The sequence below is a fragment of the Cellulomonas sp. zg-ZUI22 genome, from assembly GCF_017353535.1.
GTDB lineage: Bacteria > Actinomycetota > Actinomycetes > Actinomycetales > Cellulomonadaceae > Cellulomonas > Cellulomonas wangleii.
On record NZ_JAFMUZ010000003.1, the window covers coordinates 291,847 to 310,567 of the forward strand.

Below are 18,721 nucleotides of genomic sequence, written 5' to 3' on the forward strand. Positions count from 1 at the left end.
CTGCCCCGGCGCCGCCCGGCGCCGGCCCCCGGGCCACGGCCCACCCACCGAGATGAGAGAACCGACGATGAGCATCCGCACCGCCGTCTCCGCCACCGCGCTGGCCCTCGTGACCGCCCTGGCGATGACCGGCTGCGTCGCCGGTGAGGACGCCGAACCGCAGGCCGCCGCCCCGTCCGCCGCCGGCGACGAGGCCGCCTGGAGCGCCGACACCCTCGACGTCGACTTCGCCACGTACAACCCGCTGAGCCTGGTCATCAAGGACCAGGGCTGGCTCGAGGAGACCCTGGGCGACGACGTCACCGTCAACTGGGTGCAGTCCGCCGGCTCGAACAAGGCCAACGAGGCGCTGCGCGCCGGTGCGGTCGACGTGGGCTCCACCGCCGGTTCCGCCGCGCTGCTGGCACGCTCCAACGGCTCGCCGATCCGCACGATCGCGATCTACTCCCAGCCCGAGTGGGCGGCGATCGTCGTGCCGGAGGGGTCCGACGTCACGTCCGTGGCGGACCTCGCCGGGAAGTCCGTGGCCGCGACCAAGGGCACCGACCCCTACTTCTTCCTGCTGCAGTCGCTGGAGGAGGCGGGCGTCCCGCTCGACCAGGTCGAGGTGCAGAACCTGCAGCACGCCGACGGGCGCACCGCCCTCGAGCAGGGCTCGGTCGCCGCGTGGTCCGGCCTCGACCCGATCATGGCCGCGAGCGAGGCCGAGTCCGGCACGCAGCTGATCTACCGCAACATCGACTTCAACACCTACGGCTTCCTCAACGCCACGCAGGACTTCCTCGACGCCAGCCCGGACCTCGCGCAGGTCGTCGTCGACGCGTACGAGAAGGCGCGCGCGTGGGCGCAGGAGAACCCCGACGAGGTCGTCGCGATCCTCGCCGAGGTCGCGGGCATCGACCCGACGGTCGCGGAGAAGGTCATCGTCGAGCGCACCAACCTCGGCGTCGACCCGGTCCCCGGCGACGCGCAGCGCGAGGTCCTCGAGGTCGTCGGACCGATCTTCGTCGAGTCCGGTGACGTGGCCGACCAGGCCACGATCGACACCGCGCTGGACGAGCTGTTCGAGCCGACGTTCGCCGAGAAGGCCGACGCCGGGAACGTCGCGGGCTGACCGCACGCGGCGCCCGTCCGGTCCGCCGGACGGGCGCCGCAACCCCCGCACCACTCCTCCTCCCCCCAGGAGCCACACCTCATGACCGACGGATGGATCGGCGGCACCGGCACGGGCCCCGTGACCGACCACGCGGGCCGACCGCACCGTGCGCTCAACCCGTTCGACGACGGCGACGACCCGGCCCGCGACCCCGACGCGCGACCCGCGGACGAGCCGCCGACCCCCGCACCGGTCCTCGACGCGCCGGCGGACGCGCACCCCCGCGACGACCTCCCCGCGGGCGGCGACGCCGCCGCCGCCACACCCGGCGACGCCTCGCCGGCAGACCCGGTGCGCCACGCGCGGGTGCCGTTCTGGTCACGTCGCGCGACGCGGGTCGTCGGCGGCGCCGTCCTGCCGCTCCTGCTGCTCGCCGCGTGGCAGTACGTCACGACGGCAGGGCTCGTCGCCCCGTACCAGCTGCCCAGCCCCGCGTCGGTGTGGGCTGCCGCCGTGGACCTCGCGGGGCGCGGCGACCTGGCGACGCACGTCGCCATCTCCGTCCAGCGCGTGCTGGTCGGGTTCGCGCTCGGCGGCGGCGTGGCGCTCGTCGTCGCGGCCGTCGTGGGGCTGTCGCGGGCGGGGGACGTCCTGCTCGCCCCGACGCTCGCGGCGATCCGCGCGGTCCCCTCGCTGGCGTGGGTCCCGCTGCTCATCCTGTGGATGAAGATCGGCGAGGACTCCAAGGTCACGCTCATCGCGATCGGTGCCTTCTTCCCGATCTACACGACCGTGGCGGCCGCCCTGCGGCACGTCGACCCCCAGCTGGTCGAGGCCGGGCGCGCCTTCGGTCTGCGCGGTGTGACGCTCTTCCGCTCGGTCCAGCTGCCGGCGGTCCTGCCGGCGGTCATGTCCGGGCTGCGCCTGGCCCTGGCCCAGGCGTGGCTGTTCCTCGTCGCCGCCGAGCTCATCGCGTCGTCGATGGGGCTGGGCTTCCTGCTCACCGACTCGCAGAACAACGGGCGGGTCGACCGGATCCTGCTCGCGATCGTCCTGCTGGCGCTCATGGGCAAGCTGACCGACTCGGTCGTCGCCCTGGCCGAGAAGCAGCTGCTGCGGAGGTTCGCATGACCACCCTGACCGCGCTGCAGACCGAGACGCGCACCTACCCCGCGCCCGCGCACCTCGCCGCGTCGTCGAACGTCCGCCCCGAGGACTGGGCACGCGCCGAGGCCGACCCCGTCGCGTTCTGGGAGGAGGCCGCGCGCCGCCTGGAGTGGGCCACGCCCTGGCACACCGCTCACACCTGGTCGCCGCCGGTCCCCGTCGAGGGCGGTGAGCCCGACGAGCTCACGGTCCCCGAGGCCCGCTGGTTCGTCGGCGGACGCCTCAACGTCGCCGTCAACTGCGTCGACCGGCACGTCGCGGCCGGCCGTGGCGACAAGGTCGCGCTGCACGTCGAGGGCGAGCGCGGCGACCGCCGCTCGATCACGTACGCGCAGCTCCAGCGCGAGGTCGCGCAGGCCGCGCACGCGCTCACCGAGCTCGGGGTGGGCCCGGGCGACCGCGTCGTCGTGTACCTGCCGGTCATCGCCGAGACGGTCGCCGTCACGCTCGCGATCGCGCGCATCGGCGCGGTGCACTCACTCGTCTTCGGCGGGTTCTCCGCCGAGGCCGTGCGGTTCCGCGTGCAGGACACCGAGGCGAAGGTGCTGGTCACCAGCGACGGGCAGTTCCGCCGCGGTGCGGCCGTCGAGGTGAAGTCCGCGGCCGACGAGGCCGTCGCCGGGCTCGGCCACGTCGAGCACGTGCTCGTCGTGCGCCGCACCGGCCAGGACGTCGCGTGGACCGACGGGCGCGACGTCTGGTGGCACGACGTCGTCGACCGCCAGCCCGACGTGCACGAGGCCCACGCGTTCGACGCCGAGCACCCGCTGTTCGTCATCTACACCTCGGGCACCACGGGCAGGCCCAAGGGACTGGTGCACACGTCGGGCGGGTACCTCACGCACGCCGCGTGGTCGCACTGGGCGGTCTTCGACGCCCAGGACGACGACGTGCACTGGTGCACCGCCGACCTCGCCTGGGTCACGGCGCACACGTACGAGATCTACGGGCCGCTGGCGAACGGGCTCACGCAGGTCATCTACGAGGGCACCCCGGACACCCCGCACCGCGAGCGCCACCTCGAGGTCATCGAGCGGTACGGCGTCACCACGTACTACACGGCCCCGACGCTCATCCGGACGTTCATGACGTGGTTCGGGGACGACCTCCCGCCCGGGCACGACCTGTCGAGCATCCGCCTGCTCGGGACGGTCGGCGAGGCGATCAACCCCGAGGCGTGGGTGTGGTTCCGCCGCACGTTCGGCCGGGACGAGGCACCGGTCGTCGACACGTGGTGGCAGTCCGAGACGGGCGCCGCGATGATCGCGCCCGTCCCCGGCGTCACGACGCTCAAGCCCGGCTCGGCCACGCGGCCGCTGCCGGGGATCGCCGCGAAGGTCGTCGGGGAGGACGGTGTCGAGGTCGCACCCGGCCAGGGCGGGTTCCTGGTCGTCGAGCGCCCCTGGCCCGGCATGGCGCGCACGGTGTGGCGCGACCCGCAGCGGTACCTCGACGCCTACTGGCGGCGGTTCGCCGGGCACGGCCCGCACGGCGGGTACTTCCTGGCAGGCGACGGCGCGTCGTACGACGAGGACCGGTTCGTCTGGCTGCTCGGCCGGATCGACGACGTCATCAACGTCTCCGGGCACCGGCTGTCGACCATCGAGGTCGAGTCCGCGCTGGTCGCGCACCCCGCGGTCGGCGAGGCCGGTGTGGCCGGGGTCGCCGACCCCGTCACCGGGCAGGCCATCGCGGCGTTCGTCGTGCCGAGCACCCCGCCGGGCCCGGTCGAGGACGTCGACGCGTGGCTGGCCGCGACGCTCACGCTGCGTGAGGAGCTGCGCGCGCACGTGGCGCGCGAGATCGGCCCGGTGGCCAGGCCGCGCCACGTGCTGGTCGTCCCCGAGGTCCCCAAGACGCGCTCGGGCAAGATCATGCGCAGGCTGCTCACCCAGCTCGTCGAGGGCACCACCCTCGGCGACACGACGTCCCTGCAGAACCCGTGGGCGGTCGACCAGGTCGGCACGCTCGTCACCGCCGGTCTCCCCCGCTGACCGGCCGGCCGACCTGATGACCCACCCCCAGAACAGGAGCACCGTGAGCGAGCACCGCTTCGGCTTCCGCACCCGCGCCCTGCACGCCGGCGGCATCCCCGACGCCACCACCGGTGCGCGCGCCGTGCCGATCTACCAGACGACGTCGTTCGTCTTCGACGACACCACGGACGCCGCGAACCTCTTCGCGCTGCAGAAGTACGGCAACATCTACTCCCGCATCGGCAACCCCACGGTCGCCGCGTTCGAGGAGCGCATCGCGTCGCTCGAGGGCGGCATCGGCGCGGTCGCGACCGCGTCCGGCATGGCCGCCGAGTTCCTCGTCTTCGCGGCCCTGGCGGGCGCGGGCGACCACATCGTCGCCTCGGCGCAGCTCTACGGCGGCACCGTGACGCAGCTCGACGTGACGCTGCGGCGGTTCGGCGTCGAGACGACGTTCGTGCCGGGCACCGACCCGGCGGACTACGCCGCCGCGATCCGCCCGGAGACGAAGGCCGTCTACACGGAGGTGATCGCCAACCCGTCGGGCGAGATCGCGGACCTCGCCGGGCTGGCCGAGGTCGCGCACGCCGCGGGTGTGCCGCTCGTCGTGGACTCCACGCTGTCGACGCCGTACCTCGTGCGACCCCTCGAGCACGGCGCGGACATCGTCATCCACTCCGCGACCAAGTTCCTCGGCGGGCACGGCACCACCCTCGGCGGCGTGATCGTGGAGTCCGGGCGCTTCGACTGGGGCAACGGCCGGTTCCCGACCATGACCGAGCCCGTCGCGTCGTACGGCGGCGTGCGCTGGTGGGAGAACTTCGGCGAGTACGGGTTCCTCACCAAGCTGCGCTCGGAGCAGCTGCGCGACATCGGCCCGGCCCTGTCGCCGCAGTCGGCGTTCAACCTGCTGCAGGGTGTCGAGACGCTGCCGCAGCGCATCGACGCCCACCTGGCCAACGCGCGCGAGGTCGCGACGTGGCTCGAGACCGACCCCCGCATCACCTCGGTGCTGTGGGCCGGGCTGCCCTCGCACCCGCACCACGAGCGCGCGCAGCGGTACCTGCCGCTGGGCCCGGGATCGGTGTTCGCGTTCCGGCTCGCCCCCGCGGGCGACGTCGCGGGCCGCGAGGTGGGACGCCGGTTCATCGAGTCGCTGCAGCTCGCCAGCCACCTGGCGAACGTCGGCGACGCCCGCACCCTGGTGATCCACCCCGGGTCGACGACGCACCAGCAGCTGTCCGCAGCGCAGCTCGAGGCCGCCGGCGTGCCGGAGGACCTCGTGCGCATCAGCGTCGGCATCGAGGACGCCGAGGACATCCTGTGGGACCTGGACCAGGCGCTGACCGCCGCCACCGGCACGACACGGGAGGACGCCCGATGAGCGCACGCACCTGGCAGGGCCCCAGCGCCCCCGAGCGGCTGTCGATCCTGCGCGCCACGCGCTCGATCGCGATCGTGGGGGCGTCGAGCAACCCGGCCCGCGCGTCGTACTTCGTCGCGACGTACCTGCTGTCCAGCTCGCCGTACGACGTGTACTTCGTCAACCCCCGCGCCGACGAGATCCTGGGCCAGCCGGTGTACCCGTCGCTGGACGCGCTGCCCGTCGTCCCGGACCTCGTCGACGTGTTCCGTCGGCACGACGACCTGCCGACGGTCCTCGACGAGACCCTCGCGGTGGGTGCGAGGACCCTCTGGCTGCAGCTGGGGTCCTGGCACGAGGACGTCGCCCGGCGGGGCGAGGAGGCCGGGCTCGACGTCGTCATGGACCGCTGCGTGAAGATCGAGCACGCCCGGTTCCACGGCGGTCTGCACCTGGCCGGGTTCGACACCGGCGTCATCTCCTCGCGGCGCGCGCTCGGCTGAGGACGCCGGACGGGTGGGGCGTCAGTCGTCGGGGAACCACACGGCCTGACGCACCCGCACGCGCCGCCCGTCGGCCGTCAGGGGCGCGCCCTCCGCACGCAGGTGCGCCAGCGCGCGGTCCCGGTGGTGCGCGGGCGGGTCACCGGCGGCCGTCACGACGCGCCACCACGGGACGGCTCCCCCGGTCGCCATGGCCCGCCCGACCTGGCGCGGGCCGCCGCGCGCGGGCCGACCCGCGGCGCTCGCGCGGTCCGCGAGGACCTCGGCGATCAGCCCGTACGTCATCACGCGGCCCGGCGGGACGGCCGCGACGAGCCGGCGGACCTCCTCGACGTAGTCCTCCTCGGCGCCCCCGACGTCCTGCCCGGGGCGGCCGACCCTCCCGGGGCCCGTCCTGCCGCCGTCGTCCGGTCGTCCACCGGGCACCACCGGACCTGCCACGTCAGCTCCGCCGCACGACCACGACGGCGCGGTCGTCGTCCTCCGCCGCGCGCACGCCGGCCAGCACCTCGTGCGCGCTGCCGGGCCGGGCGGCGACCACGGCCTCGACCACGCCGAGCAGCCGGTCGATGCCCTGGTCGACGTCGCGACCGGGCGCCTCGATGAGCCCGTCGGTGTAGAGGACGACGACGTCGCCCGGAGCCAGGACGCCGGTCACCGTCCCGGGGCGCATGTCCTCCAGGATGCCCAGCGCGACTCCGCCCGCCGCGTCGAGCACGTCGATCCGTCCGGACCCCGCGTGCAGCACGGCGGGCGGCGGGTGCCCCGCGCTCGCGACGCGGAAGCGGCCCGTGCTCAGGTCGAGCGCCAGGTGGACGGCCGTGGCGAACCCCTCGTCCCAGCCCTGCTCCAGCAGGTACCGGTTCGCGGCCGGCAGGAACTCGTCGGCCGGCAGCGCCCCCAGGAGCCCTCCGAGCGCACCCTGCAGCTGCAGCGCCCGGACGCCGGCGGCCTGGCCCTTGCCCGACACGTCGACGAGCACCACCTCGTACGAGCCGCCGCTGCGGTGGGCGACGACGAAGTCGCCGGAGAACGCGGCACCGTGGGCGGAGCGCACCTCGGCGTCGGCCTGCCACCGTCCGGGCAGGGCGGGCAGTCGTCCGCCCGCGCTCAGCCGGTCCCGCAGGTCGACGAGCATGAGGGCGCCGGGCGCCCCCTGCAGGCCGAGCCGCTCGCGCTCGACGCCGAACGTGACCACCGCACCGCACCCCAGCACGAGCACGACGACCTGCCCCGGGTCGACCGACCCTCCCGCCGTGAGGGCGGCCGTGAGCAGCACCACGGACGCGACCAGCACGAGCAGCGCCCGCCAGCGCAGCACGAAGGCGCCGACGAGCAGCAGCAGGAGCAGCCCGGAGGGCGCGAACCACGCCGGGCGCCACAGCACGGCCGCGGCGTACAGGACGGCGGCGAGGCACAGCGCGCCGCCCACGAGCGGCTGCGGGCCGCCCGCCCACCCGGCCAGGACGCGCCACACCCAGCCGCTCGGTGCCGGGCGCGGTGTCGTCACGGGGTCGAGCCTAGGCGGGCGCCCGCGTGGCCTCGGGCAGGGGCGCCCGTGCGTCGTGCCGGGAGACAAAGGCCGTGCACCCACCGTGACCGAGCACCAGGATGACCCCCATGAGCGCCTTGCCTCCCGGATACCGCACCGTCGCCGTGCCCGCCGACCGGCTCGCCGAGTTCCGCACCACCGACCAGCTCGCGTTCGCCTCGGTCCCCGACCCGGAGACCGAGGCGTCGCTGCCGTTCCCGATCCCGCAGGACCGGATGATGGCGGTCGAGGCGCCGGACGGCACGTTCGCCGCGGTGCACGGGTCCTACGAGTTCGCGATGCCCGTGCCCGGCGGCACCGTGCCCTGCGCCGGCCTGACCTGGGTCGCGGTGCGGCCCGACCAGCGCCGTCGCGGGCTGCTGCGCGCGATGATCGCCACCCACCTGGAGCGGTCGCTGGGACGTGGGGAGCCCGTGTCGGCGCTCTTCGCGGCGGAGGCTGCGATCTACGGCCGGTTCGGCTACGGCAGCGCCGCCGACGACGTCCGGCTCACGCTGCCCCGCGGGGCGGCCCTGCGCCCGGTGCCCGGCAGCGACGCGCTGACCGTCCACCTGGAGCGCGTCGACCCGGACCGCCACGCCGACCTCGTCGAGGACCTGGGACGGCGCGCCGGCGCCGGACGACCCGGCTGGATGCCGCGCGGCGCGGCCCCGCTGCGGGTGCGGGCCGTGGCCGACCCGCCGGCCTGGCGCCACGGGTTCGAGCCCCTGCTGCTCGCCACGGTGCGTGACGGCCGGGAGGTCCGCGGCCTGGCCCTGCTGGCGCGCAAGGAGGCGTGGGGCGACGCAGGACCCGACTACACGGTGCAGGTCCGGCTCGCCGCCGCGCTGGACGCCGCCGCGACCCACCGCCTGTGGACCTTCCTGCTCGACCTCGACCTCACCACCCGGGTCGAGACGCCGGTGCTGCCCGTCGACGACCCGCTGCTCCACCTGCTCGTGGACCCCCGCCCGGCGCGGCGCCGCCTCGCCGACAACCTGTGGGTGCGGCTGCTGGACGTGCCCGCGGCGCTGACCGCGCGACGGTACGCGGCCCCGCTGGACGTGGTGCTGGACGTGACGGACGACCTGCTGCCGCAGAACGCCGGGCGGTGGCGGGTCGTCGCCGACCACGCGGGTTCCGTCGACGTCGCGCGCACCACGGCCGACGCCGACGTGCGGCTGGACGTCCGCGAGCTGGGCGCCCTGTACCTCGGGGGCCGCTCGGCCGCCGCGCTGGGCGACGCCGGGCTGGTGACGGGCGAGGCCGCCGCGCTCGGGACACTGACCACGGCGTTCCTGTCGCCGCGAGCGCCGGTGTGCCCCTGGAACTTCTGATCCGGGCAGAACGGGAGCCGGTCACGGATCGGTCACAACCGGCATCGGGCCCTTGTCGTACTTAGTTCATTAACTAAAGTTACGACTGGTCGGCCTGCATCCCTCCCGACGAGGTGGTCGCCGTGTGCACGACGACGTCCACACAGCTCGAAGGGATCGACGATGAACCTTCCCCGCAGACGATGGCCACTGGCCGTCGCCGTCACCACCGCCGCCGCCCTGACCCTCGCCGCGTGCTCGGGCGACCCGATCGACGCCCCGCAGGAGACCCCGGACGTCGAGGGGCTCGCCGAGGCGCAGTCGCTGGTCTCGGAGTACCCCCGCGAGGAGACCGTCTTCACCAGCGGCGCGCAGTGGGGGCCCCCGTCGAGCTGGAACCCCATCCCCCAGTCGGGCGAGGCCACCGGCGTGCGCGGCCTGCTCTACGAGCCGCTGTTCTCGTTCGACCCCGCGACCCTCGAGCTCGAGCCGTGGCTCGCCGAGCGCGGTGAGTGGACCGACGCCGACACGTACGTCCTCACGCTGCGCGACGGCCTGACGTGGCAGGACGGCGAGGTCCTCGACGCCGAGGACGTCGTCTTCACCGTCGAGCTGGGCAAGGTCCCGGACGTGCGCTGGAACAACCTGTGGACGTGGCTGTCGAGCGCCACCGCCACGGACGCCACGACGGTCACCTTCGAGTTCTCCGACCCGCGGTACCAGGAGTGGGACAACTTCCTCTACACGAGCTCGGTGCTGCCCCAGCACATCGTGTCGACGTGGGCGGAGACCGACTACAACTCCAACGCGAACGAGGACCCGATCGGCTCCGGGGCGTTCCGGTACTCGACCCACGGCCAGGACCGGATGGTGTGGGAGCGCAACGACGACTGGTGGGGCACCGAGGCGCTCGGCCTGGAGTTCCCGATGACGTACGTCGTGGACATCGTCAACCCGTCGAACGAGGTCGCCCTCGGCCTGCTGCTGCAGGGCGGGCTGGACCTGAGCAACAACTTCCTGCCGGGCGTGCAGACGCTCGCCGACAGCGACAAGCTCGGCACGTACTTCGACGAGGCGCCGTACATGCTCTCGGCCAACACGGCCGTGCTCGTGCCCAACGCCACGCGCGCCCCCATGGACGACGCCGAGTTCCGCCGCGCCATGGCCTTCGCGATCGACGTCGACAAGATCGTCGCCAACGCGTACGGCGGCATCGTCCAGAAGGCGCACCCCACGGGCCTGCTGCCCGCGTACTCCTCCCTCTACGACAAGGCCGTCGTCGACGAGCACGGCTTCGAGTACGACGCGGACGAGGCCGCCTCGATCCTCGCGGCCGCCGGGTACGAGGACACCGACGGTGACGGGTTCGTCGAGACGCCCGAGGGCGAGAAGATCGAGCTCGACCTCATCGTCCCCGCCGGCTGGACCGACTGGATGGAGTCGGCGCGCGTCATCGCCGAGGACCTGCAGGCCGCCGGCATCGACGTCACGGCCGACTTCCCCGACTCCGGGGCCGTGGACGACGCCCGCTCCAGCGGGGACTTCGACCTGCTCATCAACAACTGGGCCGGTCTGAGCAACACGCCGTGGACCTACTACAACTACCTGTTCCACCAGCCGGTGCGTGACCTGCAGCTGGTCGGCAACTTCGGCCGGGTGCCCGACGCGGGCGCGTGGGCGCTCGTCGAGCAGCTCTCCCGCACGGCGAGCGACAGCCCGGAGTACGCACGGATCATGGGCGAGCTGCAGGAGATGTCCCTGACGCAGATGCCGATGATCCCGCTCTGGTACAACGGCCTGTGGGCGCAGTACAACACGTCGACGTGGGGGAACTGGCCCACCGACGGCGGTGACTCCACCGCCTACCCCAGCACCTGGGGCGGCTTCTGGCAGATGGGTGGCCTGCGCACCCTGGCGGCGCTGCAGCCGGCCGGCTGACACGCACGGTCCTGCCCCCGGGTGCGCGACGGCGCGCGTCCGGGGGCAGGGCCGACGTCCCCGCCCGCTCCGAGCCCCCTGGGACCGCCGTGCGCACCTACCTCGCCCGCAAGGGCACCATCTACGTCCTGACCTTCTTCGTCGCGGTCACGCTGAACTGGCTGATCCCGCGCCTCATGCCCGGTGACCCGGTGCAGCGGATGATCTCCCGCGCCGGCGTGCAGCACCCCGAGTCGATCGGCCCGATGGTCGAGTACTACGAGCGCCTGTTCGGGCTCGACATGCCGGTGTGGCAGCAGTACCTCAACTACTGGGGCTCGCTGCTGCGGGGCGACCTCGGCGTGAGCATCTGGCTCTTCCCGTCCCCCGTCGAGGACGTCATCCTCCGGGCGGTGCCCTACACCCTCGGGCTCATGCTCCCGGCGATCCTGCTCAGCTGGGTCGTCGGCAACTGGATGGGCGCGGCCGCCGCGCGGCGCAAGGCGCTCGACAACACCGTGCTGCCCGCGTCGTACCTGCTGACCGCGACGCCGTACATGTGGCTCGCGATCCTCCTGGTGTGGGGCCTCGGCGTCGTCGCCGGGTGGTTCCCCGTGGCCGGGGGCTACGACTTCGGCAGGCGCCCCACGATGTCGATGTCGTTCGTGCTCGACGTCCTGCACCACTGGTTCCTGCCGTTCCTGTCCCTCTTCCTCGTCTCGCTGGGCGGGTGGGCCATCGGGATGCGGAACCTCATCATCTACGAGCTGGAGTCGGACTACGCGAACTACCTCGCGGCCCTCGGGGCACCGCAGCGCCTGATCCGGCGGTACGCCTTCCGCAACGGGCTCCTGCCGCAGATCACCGGCCTGGCCCTGCAGCTCGGCACCGTCATCGGCGGGGCGCTGGTCACCGAGGTCGTCTTCGCCTACCCGGGCCTGGGGTACCTGATCCTGCAGGCCGTCCAGAACGCCGACTACTTCCTGCTGCAGGGCGCCCTGCTGTTCGTGGTCGTCGGGGTGCTGGTGGCGAACTTCGTCATCGACCTCGTGTACGTCGTCGTCGACCCGCGCACGCGGACCGGACTGCAGGGAGCCTCCGCATGACCGTGCCCAGCCCCGGACCCGCCACCACCGTGGCGGACGACGCACCCGACGCGGGTGCCGCCCTCGACGTCCCGGACGCCGGTCCCCGGCGACTGCCCGGACGCCGCAACGAGGCCCTGTACTTCGCGCTGCGCAACCCGAAGGTCGTCGGGGCGGCCGTGGTCATCGTCGGCCTCGCGCTGCTCGGGCTCGTGGGCCCGCTGTTCGCCGACCACGGGCCCAACGACTACGCCGGCCCGACCATGCAGCCGCCGTCCGGGGAGTTCTGGTTCGGCACCACGATGTTCGGCCAGGACGTGTGGGTGCAGTTCGTCGCCGGGCTGCGCAGCACGTTCCTCGTCGGGATCCTCGGCAGCGTGGTCGCCGGCGTCATCGGCATGACGATCGGGTTCGTCGCGGGCTTCCGCGGCGGCTGGGTCGACGAGCTGCTCAACATGCTGACGAACGTCGTGCTCGTCATCCCGGGATTCGTGGTCCTCATCGTCATCAACACGTACCTCGGGGTGCGCAGCGTGCCCATGCAGGCGCTCTACATCGGCCTGTTCAGCTGGCCGTGGGTGGCCCGCGCCGTGCGCGCGCAGACGTTCTCCCTGCGGGCCCGGGAGTTCGTCGACCTCGCGCGGCTGTCCGGCGTCCCGACGCGCACGATCATCGTGCGCGAGGTCGCACCGAACATGTACTCGTACCTGTTCATGACGTTCGTGCTGCTGTTCGGCGGCGCCATCCTCACGGCCGCGTCGCTGGACTTCATCGGCCTGGGCCCCACGAACGCCGTGTCGCTCGGTCTGATGATGAACCAGGCCGTCCAGTGGAGCGCCCTGCACCTGGGCATGTGGTGGTGGTTCGTCCCGCCCGGCCTGGGGATCACCCTGCTGGTCGGGGCGCTGTACGTGATGAACGTCGGGCTCGACGAGGTGTTCAACCCCAAGCTGAGGGAGATGTGACATGAGCCTGCGGGTGGACGACCTGGCGGTGCACTACCGCACGACGCGCGGCGACGTGCAGGCCCTCGACGGCGTCACGTTCGAGATCGCGGACGGCGAGATCATGGGCGTGGCCGGCGAGTCGGGCTGCGGCAAGACGACGCTCGGCAAGGCGCTGATCCGGCTCGAGACCCGGATGAAGCACGTGCGGGGCACGGTGAGCCTGGACGGCGAGAAGCTGCCGATCGCCGACGACCGTGCGATGAACCCCTACCGGTACCGGAAGGTCTCGCTGATCCCCCAGTACGCGATGTCGGCGATGAACCCGACGCGCAAGATCGGGCGGATGATCCGCGAGCTGGTCACCGCCAAGGGCGTGGCGTACGAGGACGTGCGGCCCGAGCTGGAGCGCCGGCTGCGCCTCGTCGGGCTCGACGAGGCGATCCTGGGCCGCTACCCCATCGAGCTGTCCGGCGGCATGAAGCAGCGCGTCGTGCTCGTCCTGGCGACCCTGCTCGACCCGTCGCTGCTCATCGGCGACGAGGTGACCTCCGCGCTGGACGTGACCAGCCAGAAGGCGGTGGCCCGCGCGCTGGTGGAGTTCCGCGACCGGGAGTTCGTCCGGTCGGTCGTCGTGGTGACGCACGACATCTCGGTGCTCTACCAGATGGCCGACACGATCCTCGTGATGTACGCCGGCCGCCTGGCGGAGAAGGCGTCGGCGACCACCGTGATCGACCAGCCCCTGCACCCGTACACGAAGATGCTCGTCGGCGCGCTGCCGAAGGTCGGCGAGCGCTACGACGACCGGCGGCTGACCGGGATCGTCGGGCGGCCGCCGTCGCTGCTGGACCCACCGGCCGGGTGCCGGTTCCGTGACCGGTGCCCGCTGGCGATGGCGAGGTGCGAGGAGCAGCCCCCGTTCCTCGAGGTGGCCCCCGGCCACCAGGTCGCGTGCTGGGCGGTGGCGTGATGCTCGAGCTCGTCGACGTCCACAAGGTCTACCGGGTCGGCACGTTCGGCGGCGGCACGGTGCACGCCGTGCGGGGCGTCTCGTTCGACGTCCGCCCGGGCGAGGTCGTCTCCCTCATCGGGGAGTCCGGGTCCGGCAAGTCCACGATCGGCCGGATGGTGCTGCGGCTGGCGAACGCCACGTCGGGGTCGATCAGGTTCGACGGCACCGACGTGGTCTCGCTGCGTCACCGTGGCCTGCGGGACTACTACCGCCACGCGCAGGGCGTCTTCCAGGACCCGTTCTCGTCGTACAACCCGATCTTCAAGGTCGACCGCACGTTCGACACGCTGCGCCGCTCGTACTTCCCGCAGGTCGCGGGCCGCGAGTGGGACGAGCGCGTCCACGACGCCGTGCACTCCGTGGGCCTCGTGCCCGCCGAGGTGCTGGGCAAGTTCCCGCACCAGCTCTCGGGCGGCCAGCTCCAGCGTCTGCTCATCGCCCGCGCGCTGCTGCTCGACCTGCGTCTGCTCGTCGCCGACGAGATCATCTCGATGCTCGACGCCTCGACGCGCATCGACGTGCTCAACCTGCTCGGCGACCTCAAGGACCGCGGCCTGGGCATCCTGTTCGTCACGCACGACCTCTCGCTGGGCAGCTACGTCAGCGACAAGGTCGTCATCCTGCACCAGGGCCGCGTCGTCGAGCGCGGGGCGACGGCGGCCGTGTTCGCCGACCCGAGGCACCCGTACACGCGCACGCTGCTGGCCTCCGTGCCGCAGCTCGACCGCCGGTGGGAGGACGTGGAGGCGGACGAGGAGCGCCGCGCGGCCGCGCTCGGCGACCGCTGCCTGTACCACGAGCAGGTCGGCGCCGACGCGCCGGACCTCGGGCTCGCGGAGGTCGCGCCGGGCCACCTCGTCGGGTGCTTCCGGGACGCGGCCGACGCCACCTGCCCCGGGGTGGGCGCGACCATGGCGGGGTGAGCGCCACCGGGGGCAGGATGTCGCGATGACCGCACCCGGGTACCGCACCCTCGTCGTCCCGGCCGCACGCCTCGACGAGTACCGCCGCGCCGCGGCCCTGACCTTCCCCATGGTCGGCGACCCGCTGCTCGACGACAGCCTGCCGTTCGCGGTCCCGCCCGAGCGGGCGGTGGCCGTCGAGGCACCCGACGGGCAGCTGGTCGCCACGCACGGGTCGTACCCCTTCCGGCTGCCCCTGCCCGGCGGGGCCGTGCGCTGCGCCGGGCTGACGTGGGTGGGCGTGCGGCCCGACCACCGACGCCGGGGCCTCATGACGTCGATGCTGCGCGCGCACGCCGAGCGGTCGCTCGCGCGCGGCGAGCCGGTCTCCGCGCTGTTCGCGGCCGAGGCGGCGATCTACGGGCGGTTCGGCTACGGCAGCGCCTGCGACGAGGTCCGGCTGACCCTGCCGCGCGGGGCGGCGCTGCGGCCCGTCGAGGGATCGTCGGGCCTGGCGGTCCAGGTCGAGCGGTTCGACGCCGCGACGCACGCGGACCTCGTCGAGGACGTGCACGTGCGCGCCGGGGCCGGTCGCCCCGGCTGGATCGCGAGGACGCCGCGCGCGCTGCGCGACCGTGTCCTCGCGGACCGTCCCGCGGCACGCGGCGGTGCGGAGCCGCTGCTGCTGGCGACCGTGCGACGCGGCGACGACGTGCGCGCCCTGGCGCTGCTGGCGCGGCGCGAGGAGGCGGACGAGACCGGTCCGCGGTTCACCGTGCAGGTCCGGCAGGCCTCCGCGCTGGACCCTGCGGCGACCCACCGGCTCTGGTCGGTGCTGCTCGACCTCGACCTCACCGCGAGCGTCACGACGCCCGCCCTGCCCGTCGACGACCCGCTGCTGCAGCTGCTCGTCGACCCGCGGCCGGGACGGCGGCGGGTGACCGACAACCTCTGGGTCCGGGTGCTCGACCTGCCGGCCGCGCTGGGCGCCCGGCGCTACGCCGCGCGGCTCGACGTCGTGCTGGACGTGGGCGACGCGTTCCTGCCCCGCAACGCCGGGCGCTGGCGGCTCGTCACCGACGCGGACGGTGCCGCCGAGGTGACCCGGACCGACGCCGAGCCCGACGTGCGGCTCGACGTGCGGGAGCTGGGCGCGATGCTCCTGGGCGGACGCTCGGCGGCCGCCCTGGCGACCGCGGGTCTCCTCGACGGCCCGGCGGACGCCGTCGACCGCCTCGCGGTGGCGTTCGGCTCGCCGCTCGCCCCCGTGTGCCCGTGGCTGTTCTGACCGGCGGTCAGCCGCGCGCGGCCTCGTAGTCCGCGAGCTGGTCGATCCGGCGCTGGTGGCGCGGGTCGCCGCTGAACGGCTCGGCGACGAACAGGTCGACGAGCTCGATCGCCTCGTCGACGGAGTGCTGCCGGGCGCCGATCGCCACGACGTTGGCGTCGTTGTGCTGACGTCCCAGGCGTGCGGTGTCCGCGTTCCAGGCGAGCGCGGCCCGCACCCCGGTCACCTTGTTGGCGGCGATCTGCTCACCGTTGCCCGAGCCCCCGATGACGACACCCAGGGACCCCGGGTCGGCCACGACGGCCTCCCCCGCGGCGAAGCAGAACGACGGGTAGTCGTCCTGGGCGTCGTACTCGAAGGCCCCGTGGTCGACGACCTCGTGGTCGGCGGCCCGCAGATGCTCGACGAGCGCGACCTTCAGCTCGTACCCGGCATGGTCGGCGGCGACGTGGATGCGCATGTGCTCATCCTGCCGCAGCGTGGCACCCCCTGACGTCACCGGGAGTTCGTAGGCTGTCCCGCATGACGCGCAGCGGACTCCCCCTGGACGACCTCGACCCGGCCGTCCGACCCCAGGACGACCTCGACGAGTACGTGAACGGCCGGTGGGCCGCGGCCCACGTGATCCCGCCCGACCGCGCGATGGACGGCCCCTTCCGGGCCCTGTACGACGAGGCCGAGCGTCAGGTGCTCGACATCATCACCGACGCGGCCGCCGGTGCGGGCGACACGACCGGCGTCGAGGCGAAGATCGGCGCCCTGTACTCGAGCTTCATGGACGCGGACGCCGTGCAGGCGGCGGGCGTCGAGCCGCTGCGGGAGGACCTCGCGCTCGTCGACGGCGCGACCGGGAGCGCCGAGCTCACCGTCGCGCTGGGCACGCTGCAGCGCACCGGCGGCGCCTCGGTGGTCGACCTGTACGTCGACAACGACGCGAAGGACCCCGACACGTACGTCGTGCACCTCGTGCAGGGCGGCCTGGGGCTCCCCGACGAGGCGTACTACCGCGAGGAGCAGCACGCGGCCGTGCGCGAGAAGTACCTGCCCCACGTCGCGCGCATGCTGCGGCTCGCGGCGCCCGTCTCCGCCGTGGTCGCCGCGGGCGACCCGGACGACCTGGCGGCGCGCGTCGTGGCCCTCGAGACCCGGCTCGCCGCGCACCACTGGGACGTGGTGAAGGACCGTGACGCCGAGCTCACCTACAACGCCCTGACGCTCGAGGAGCTCGCGGCGCGCGCCCCCGGCTTCGACTGGCGCGCGTGGGCCGACGCGCTGGGCGCACCCGCGGGTGCGCTGGACCGGCTCGTGGTCCGCGAGCCGTCCTTCGCCGAGGGCCTGGCCGCGCTGTGGACCGAGGTCCCCCTCGCGGACTGGCAGGCGTGGGCCACGTACCACGTGGTCTCGTCCCGTGCGCCGTACCTCACCGACGAGGTCGTCGAGGCCAACTTCGACTTCTACGGCCGCACGCTCTCGGGTGCGCCGGAGGTGCGCGAGCGCTGGAAGCGCGGCGTCTCCCTGGTGCAGGGCGCGCTCGGCGAGGCGGTCGGCAAGGTGTACGTCGAGCGGCACTTCCCGCCGTCGCACAAGGACCGCATGGACACGCTGGTCGCCCACCTCGTCGAGGCGTACCGCGAGTCGATCACCTCGCTGGAGTGGATGGGTGAGGAGACGCGGCAGCGCGCGCTCGACAAGCTCGACCGCTTCACGCCGAAGATCGGCTACCCCGCGCGGTGGCGGGACTACTCCGCGCTCGTCGTGCGCGCGGACGACCTGGTCGGCAACGTGCGCCGCTCGCACGCGTTCGAGCTGGACCGCGAGCTGCACAAGATCGGCCGGCCCATCGACCGTGACGAGTGGTTCATGACGCCGCAGACCGTCAACGCGTACTACAACCCGGGCATGAACGAGATCGTCTTCCCCGCCGCGATCCTGCAGCCCCCGTTCTTCGACGCCGACGCGGACGACGCCGTCAACTACGGCGGCATCGGCGCGATCATCGGCCACGAGATCGGTCACGGGTTCGACGACCAGGGCTCGAAGTACGACGGCGACGGCCGGCTGCTGGACTGGTGGACCGCCGACGACCGCGCGGAGTTCGAGCGCCGCACCAAGTCCTTGGTCGACCAGTACGCGCAGTACTCCCCGCGCCAGCTCCACGGCAGCCACAAGGTCAACGGCGAGCTGACGATCGGCGAGAACATCGGCGACCTCGGCGGCCTGGCGATCGCGGTGCGTGCCTACGGCATCGCGCTCGGGCGGCCGGTGGAGCAGGCACCCGTGATCGACGGGTTCACGGGCCTGCAGCGCCTGTTCATCGGCTGGGCCCACTCGTGGCGGACCAAGGGCCGCGACGAGGAGATCATCCGCCGCCTCGCGGTGGACCCGCACGCACCGGACGAGTTCCGGTGCAACGGCGTGGTGCGCAACATCGACGAGTTCTACACGGCGTTCGACGTGCAGCCGTCCGACGCGCTGTGGCTGGACCCCGAGAGCCGCGTCCGGATCTGGTGACCCGCAGGCGTGGGGGGCCGGGGGCCCCCCCCCCCCCCCCCCCCCCCCCCCCCCCCCGCCCCCCCCGCCCCCCCCCCCCCCCCCCGCGCGGGCGGGGGCGCCGCCCC

At 73.5% G+C, this 18,721-nt stretch carries 16 protein-coding genes; 13 read left to right on the forward strand and 3 right to left on the reverse strand.

The genetic code is table 11. The annotated features are described in order from the left end of the window. The first annotated feature begins 67 nt into the window (after positions 1 to 67). The 5 genes from J1G43_RS12670 (at position 68) to J1G43_RS12690 (ending at position 6,105) form a co-directional block, all read left to right on the forward strand. Positions 68 to 1,114 (forward strand): aliphatic sulfonate ABC transporter substrate-binding protein, encoded by a 1,047-nt coding sequence (locus J1G43_RS12670; RefSeq protein ID WP_207340603.1) that lies wholly within the window; start codon positions 68 to 70, stop codon positions 1,112 to 1,114. A gap of 333 nt (positions 1,115 to 1,447) precedes the next feature. Further along, complete coding sequence (locus J1G43_RS12675; protein WP_207340808.1) at positions 1,448 to 2,227, forward strand: ABC transporter permease; 780 nt, start codon at positions 1,448 to 1,450, stop codon at positions 2,225 to 2,227. After that, positions 2,224 to 4,257 (forward strand): acetate--CoA ligase, encoded by a 2,034-nt coding sequence (gene acs / locus J1G43_RS12680; RefSeq protein ID WP_207378562.1) that lies wholly within the window; start codon positions 2,224 to 2,226, stop codon positions 4,255 to 4,257. Before J1G43_RS12675 ends, acs begins: the two co-directional genes overlap by 4 nt. A gap of 16 nt (positions 4,258 to 4,273) precedes the next feature. Next, positions 4,274 to 5,623: an O-acetylhomoserine aminocarboxypropyltransferase/cysteine synthase family protein gene (locus tag J1G43_RS12685; RefSeq protein ID WP_207800463.1), complete on the forward strand. Its 1,350-nt coding sequence runs from the start codon at positions 4,274 to 4,276 to the stop codon at positions 5,621 to 5,623. Continuing rightward, a complete protein-coding gene (locus J1G43_RS12690; RefSeq protein WP_207378563.1) occupies positions 5,620 to 6,105 on the forward strand; it encodes a CoA-binding protein in 486 nt (161 codons plus the stop codon). Before J1G43_RS12685 ends, J1G43_RS12690 begins: the two co-directional genes overlap by 4 nt. A 21-nt stretch (positions 6,106 to 6,126) precedes the next feature. Here J1G43_RS12690 and J1G43_RS12695 read toward each other — a convergent pair whose 3' ends face one another. Together J1G43_RS12695 and J1G43_RS12700 are read right to left on the reverse strand one after the other, a co-directional pair. Beyond that, positions 6,127 to 6,546 (reverse strand): MGMT family protein, encoded by a 420-nt coding sequence (locus J1G43_RS12695; RefSeq protein ID WP_307859580.1) that lies wholly within the window; start codon positions 6,544 to 6,546, stop codon positions 6,127 to 6,129. Between the two features lies 1 nt (position 6,547). After that, a complete protein-coding gene (locus tag J1G43_RS12700; RefSeq protein ID WP_307859581.1) occupies positions 6,548 to 7,615 on the reverse strand; it encodes a PP2C family protein-serine/threonine phosphatase in 1,068 nt (355 codons plus the stop codon). A 110-nt stretch (positions 7,616 to 7,725) separates the two neighbouring features. On the opposite strand from J1G43_RS12700, the gene J1G43_RS12705 reads away from it, so the two are divergent. The 7 genes from J1G43_RS12705 (at position 7,726) to J1G43_RS12735 (ending at position 16,103) form a co-directional block, all read left to right on the forward strand. Next, a complete protein-coding gene (locus J1G43_RS12705; protein ID WP_207378565.1) occupies positions 7,726 to 8,973 on the forward strand; it encodes a GNAT family N-acetyltransferase in 1,248 nt (415 codons plus the stop codon). Positions 8,974 to 9,135: 162 nt separating this feature from the next. Then, positions 9,136 to 10,890, forward strand: coding sequence for an ABC transporter substrate-binding protein (locus tag J1G43_RS12710; RefSeq protein WP_207378566.1), 1,755 nt, complete (start codon positions 9,136 to 9,138; stop codon positions 10,888 to 10,890). Between the two features lie 89 nt (positions 10,891 to 10,979). Next, the gene (locus J1G43_RS12715; protein WP_307859582.1) at positions 10,980 to 11,975 is read left to right on the forward strand and encodes an ABC transporter permease; all 996 of its coding nucleotides are present in this window, start codon (positions 10,980 to 10,982) and stop codon (positions 11,973 to 11,975) included. Then, positions 11,972 to 12,919: an ABC transporter permease gene (locus J1G43_RS12720; RefSeq protein ID WP_207378567.1), complete on the forward strand. Its 948-nt coding sequence runs from the start codon at positions 11,972 to 11,974 to the stop codon at positions 12,917 to 12,919. Before J1G43_RS12715 ends, J1G43_RS12720 begins: the two co-directional genes overlap by 4 nt. Before the next feature lies 1 nt (position 12,920). Next, a complete protein-coding gene (locus J1G43_RS12725; RefSeq protein ID WP_207340611.1) occupies positions 12,921 to 13,871 on the forward strand; it encodes an ABC transporter ATP-binding protein in 951 nt (316 codons plus the stop codon). Beyond that, a complete protein-coding gene (locus tag J1G43_RS12730; RefSeq protein ID WP_207378568.1) occupies positions 13,871 to 14,836 on the forward strand; it encodes an ATP-binding cassette domain-containing protein in 966 nt (321 codons plus the stop codon). The genes J1G43_RS12725 and J1G43_RS12730 overlap by 1 nt, the downstream gene beginning before the upstream one ends. Before the next feature lie 25 nt (positions 14,837 to 14,861). After that, complete coding sequence (locus J1G43_RS12735; protein WP_207378569.1) at positions 14,862 to 16,103, forward strand: GNAT family N-acetyltransferase; 1,242 nt, start codon at positions 14,862 to 14,864, stop codon at positions 16,101 to 16,103. A 7-nt stretch (positions 16,104 to 16,110) separates the two neighbouring features. Here the strand turns inward: J1G43_RS12735 and J1G43_RS12740 are convergent, their stop codons facing one another. After that, on the reverse strand, positions 16,111 to 16,563 hold the full coding sequence (locus J1G43_RS12740) for a ribose-5-phosphate isomerase (protein ID WP_207340614.1): 453 nt from the start codon (positions 16,561 to 16,563) through the stop codon (positions 16,111 to 16,113). Between the two features lie 62 nt (positions 16,564 to 16,625). On the opposite strand from J1G43_RS12740, the gene J1G43_RS12745 reads away from it, so the two are divergent. Continuing rightward, the gene (locus J1G43_RS12745) at positions 16,626 to 18,614 is read left to right on the forward strand and encodes a M13 family metallopeptidase (RefSeq protein ID WP_207378570.1); all 1,989 of its coding nucleotides are present in this window, start codon (positions 16,626 to 16,628) and stop codon (positions 18,612 to 18,614) included. Positions 18,615 to 18,721 lie beyond the last annotated feature (107 nt).

Bases quoted from the DNA above. Each gene is read 5' to 3' on its own strand.
- J1G43_RS12670 (WP_207340603.1), top strand. From the start codon at position 68: ATGAGCATCCGCACCGCCGTCTCCGCCACCGCGCTGGCCCTCGTGACC.
- acs (WP_207378562.1), top strand. From the start codon at position 2,224: ATGACCACCCTGACCGCGCTGCAGACCGAGACGCGCACCTACCCCGCG.
- J1G43_RS12685 (WP_207800463.1), top strand. From the start codon at position 4,274: ATGACCCACCCCCAGAACAGGAGCACCGTGAGCGAGCACCGCTTCGGC.
- J1G43_RS12690 (WP_207378563.1), top strand. From the start codon at position 5,620: ATGAGCGCACGCACCTGGCAGGGCCCCAGCGCCCCCGAGCGGCTGTCG.
- J1G43_RS12705 (WP_207378565.1), top strand. From the start codon at position 7,726: ATGAGCGCCTTGCCTCCCGGATACCGCACCGTCGCCGTGCCCGCCGAC.
- J1G43_RS12710 (WP_207378566.1), top strand. From the start codon at position 9,136: ATGAACCTTCCCCGCAGACGATGGCCACTGGCCGTCGCCGTCACCACC.
- J1G43_RS12720 (WP_207378567.1), top strand. From the start codon at position 11,972: ATGACCGTGCCCAGCCCCGGACCCGCCACCACCGTGGCGGACGACGCA.
- J1G43_RS12725 (WP_207340611.1), top strand. From the start codon at position 12,921: ATGAGCCTGCGGGTGGACGACCTGGCGGTGCACTACCGCACGACGCGC.
- J1G43_RS12730 (WP_207378568.1), top strand. From the start codon at position 13,871: ATGCTCGAGCTCGTCGACGTCCACAAGGTCTACCGGGTCGGCACGTTC.
- J1G43_RS12735 (WP_207378569.1), top strand. From the start codon at position 14,862: ATGACCGCACCCGGGTACCGCACCCTCGTCGTCCCGGCCGCACGCCTC.
- J1G43_RS12740 (WP_207340614.1), bottom strand. From the start codon at position 16,563: ATGCGCATCCACGTCGCCGCCGACCATGCCGGGTACGAGCTGAAGGTC.
- J1G43_RS12745 (WP_207378570.1), top strand. From the start codon at position 16,626: ATGACGCGCAGCGGACTCCCCCTGGACGACCTCGACCCGGCCGTCCGA.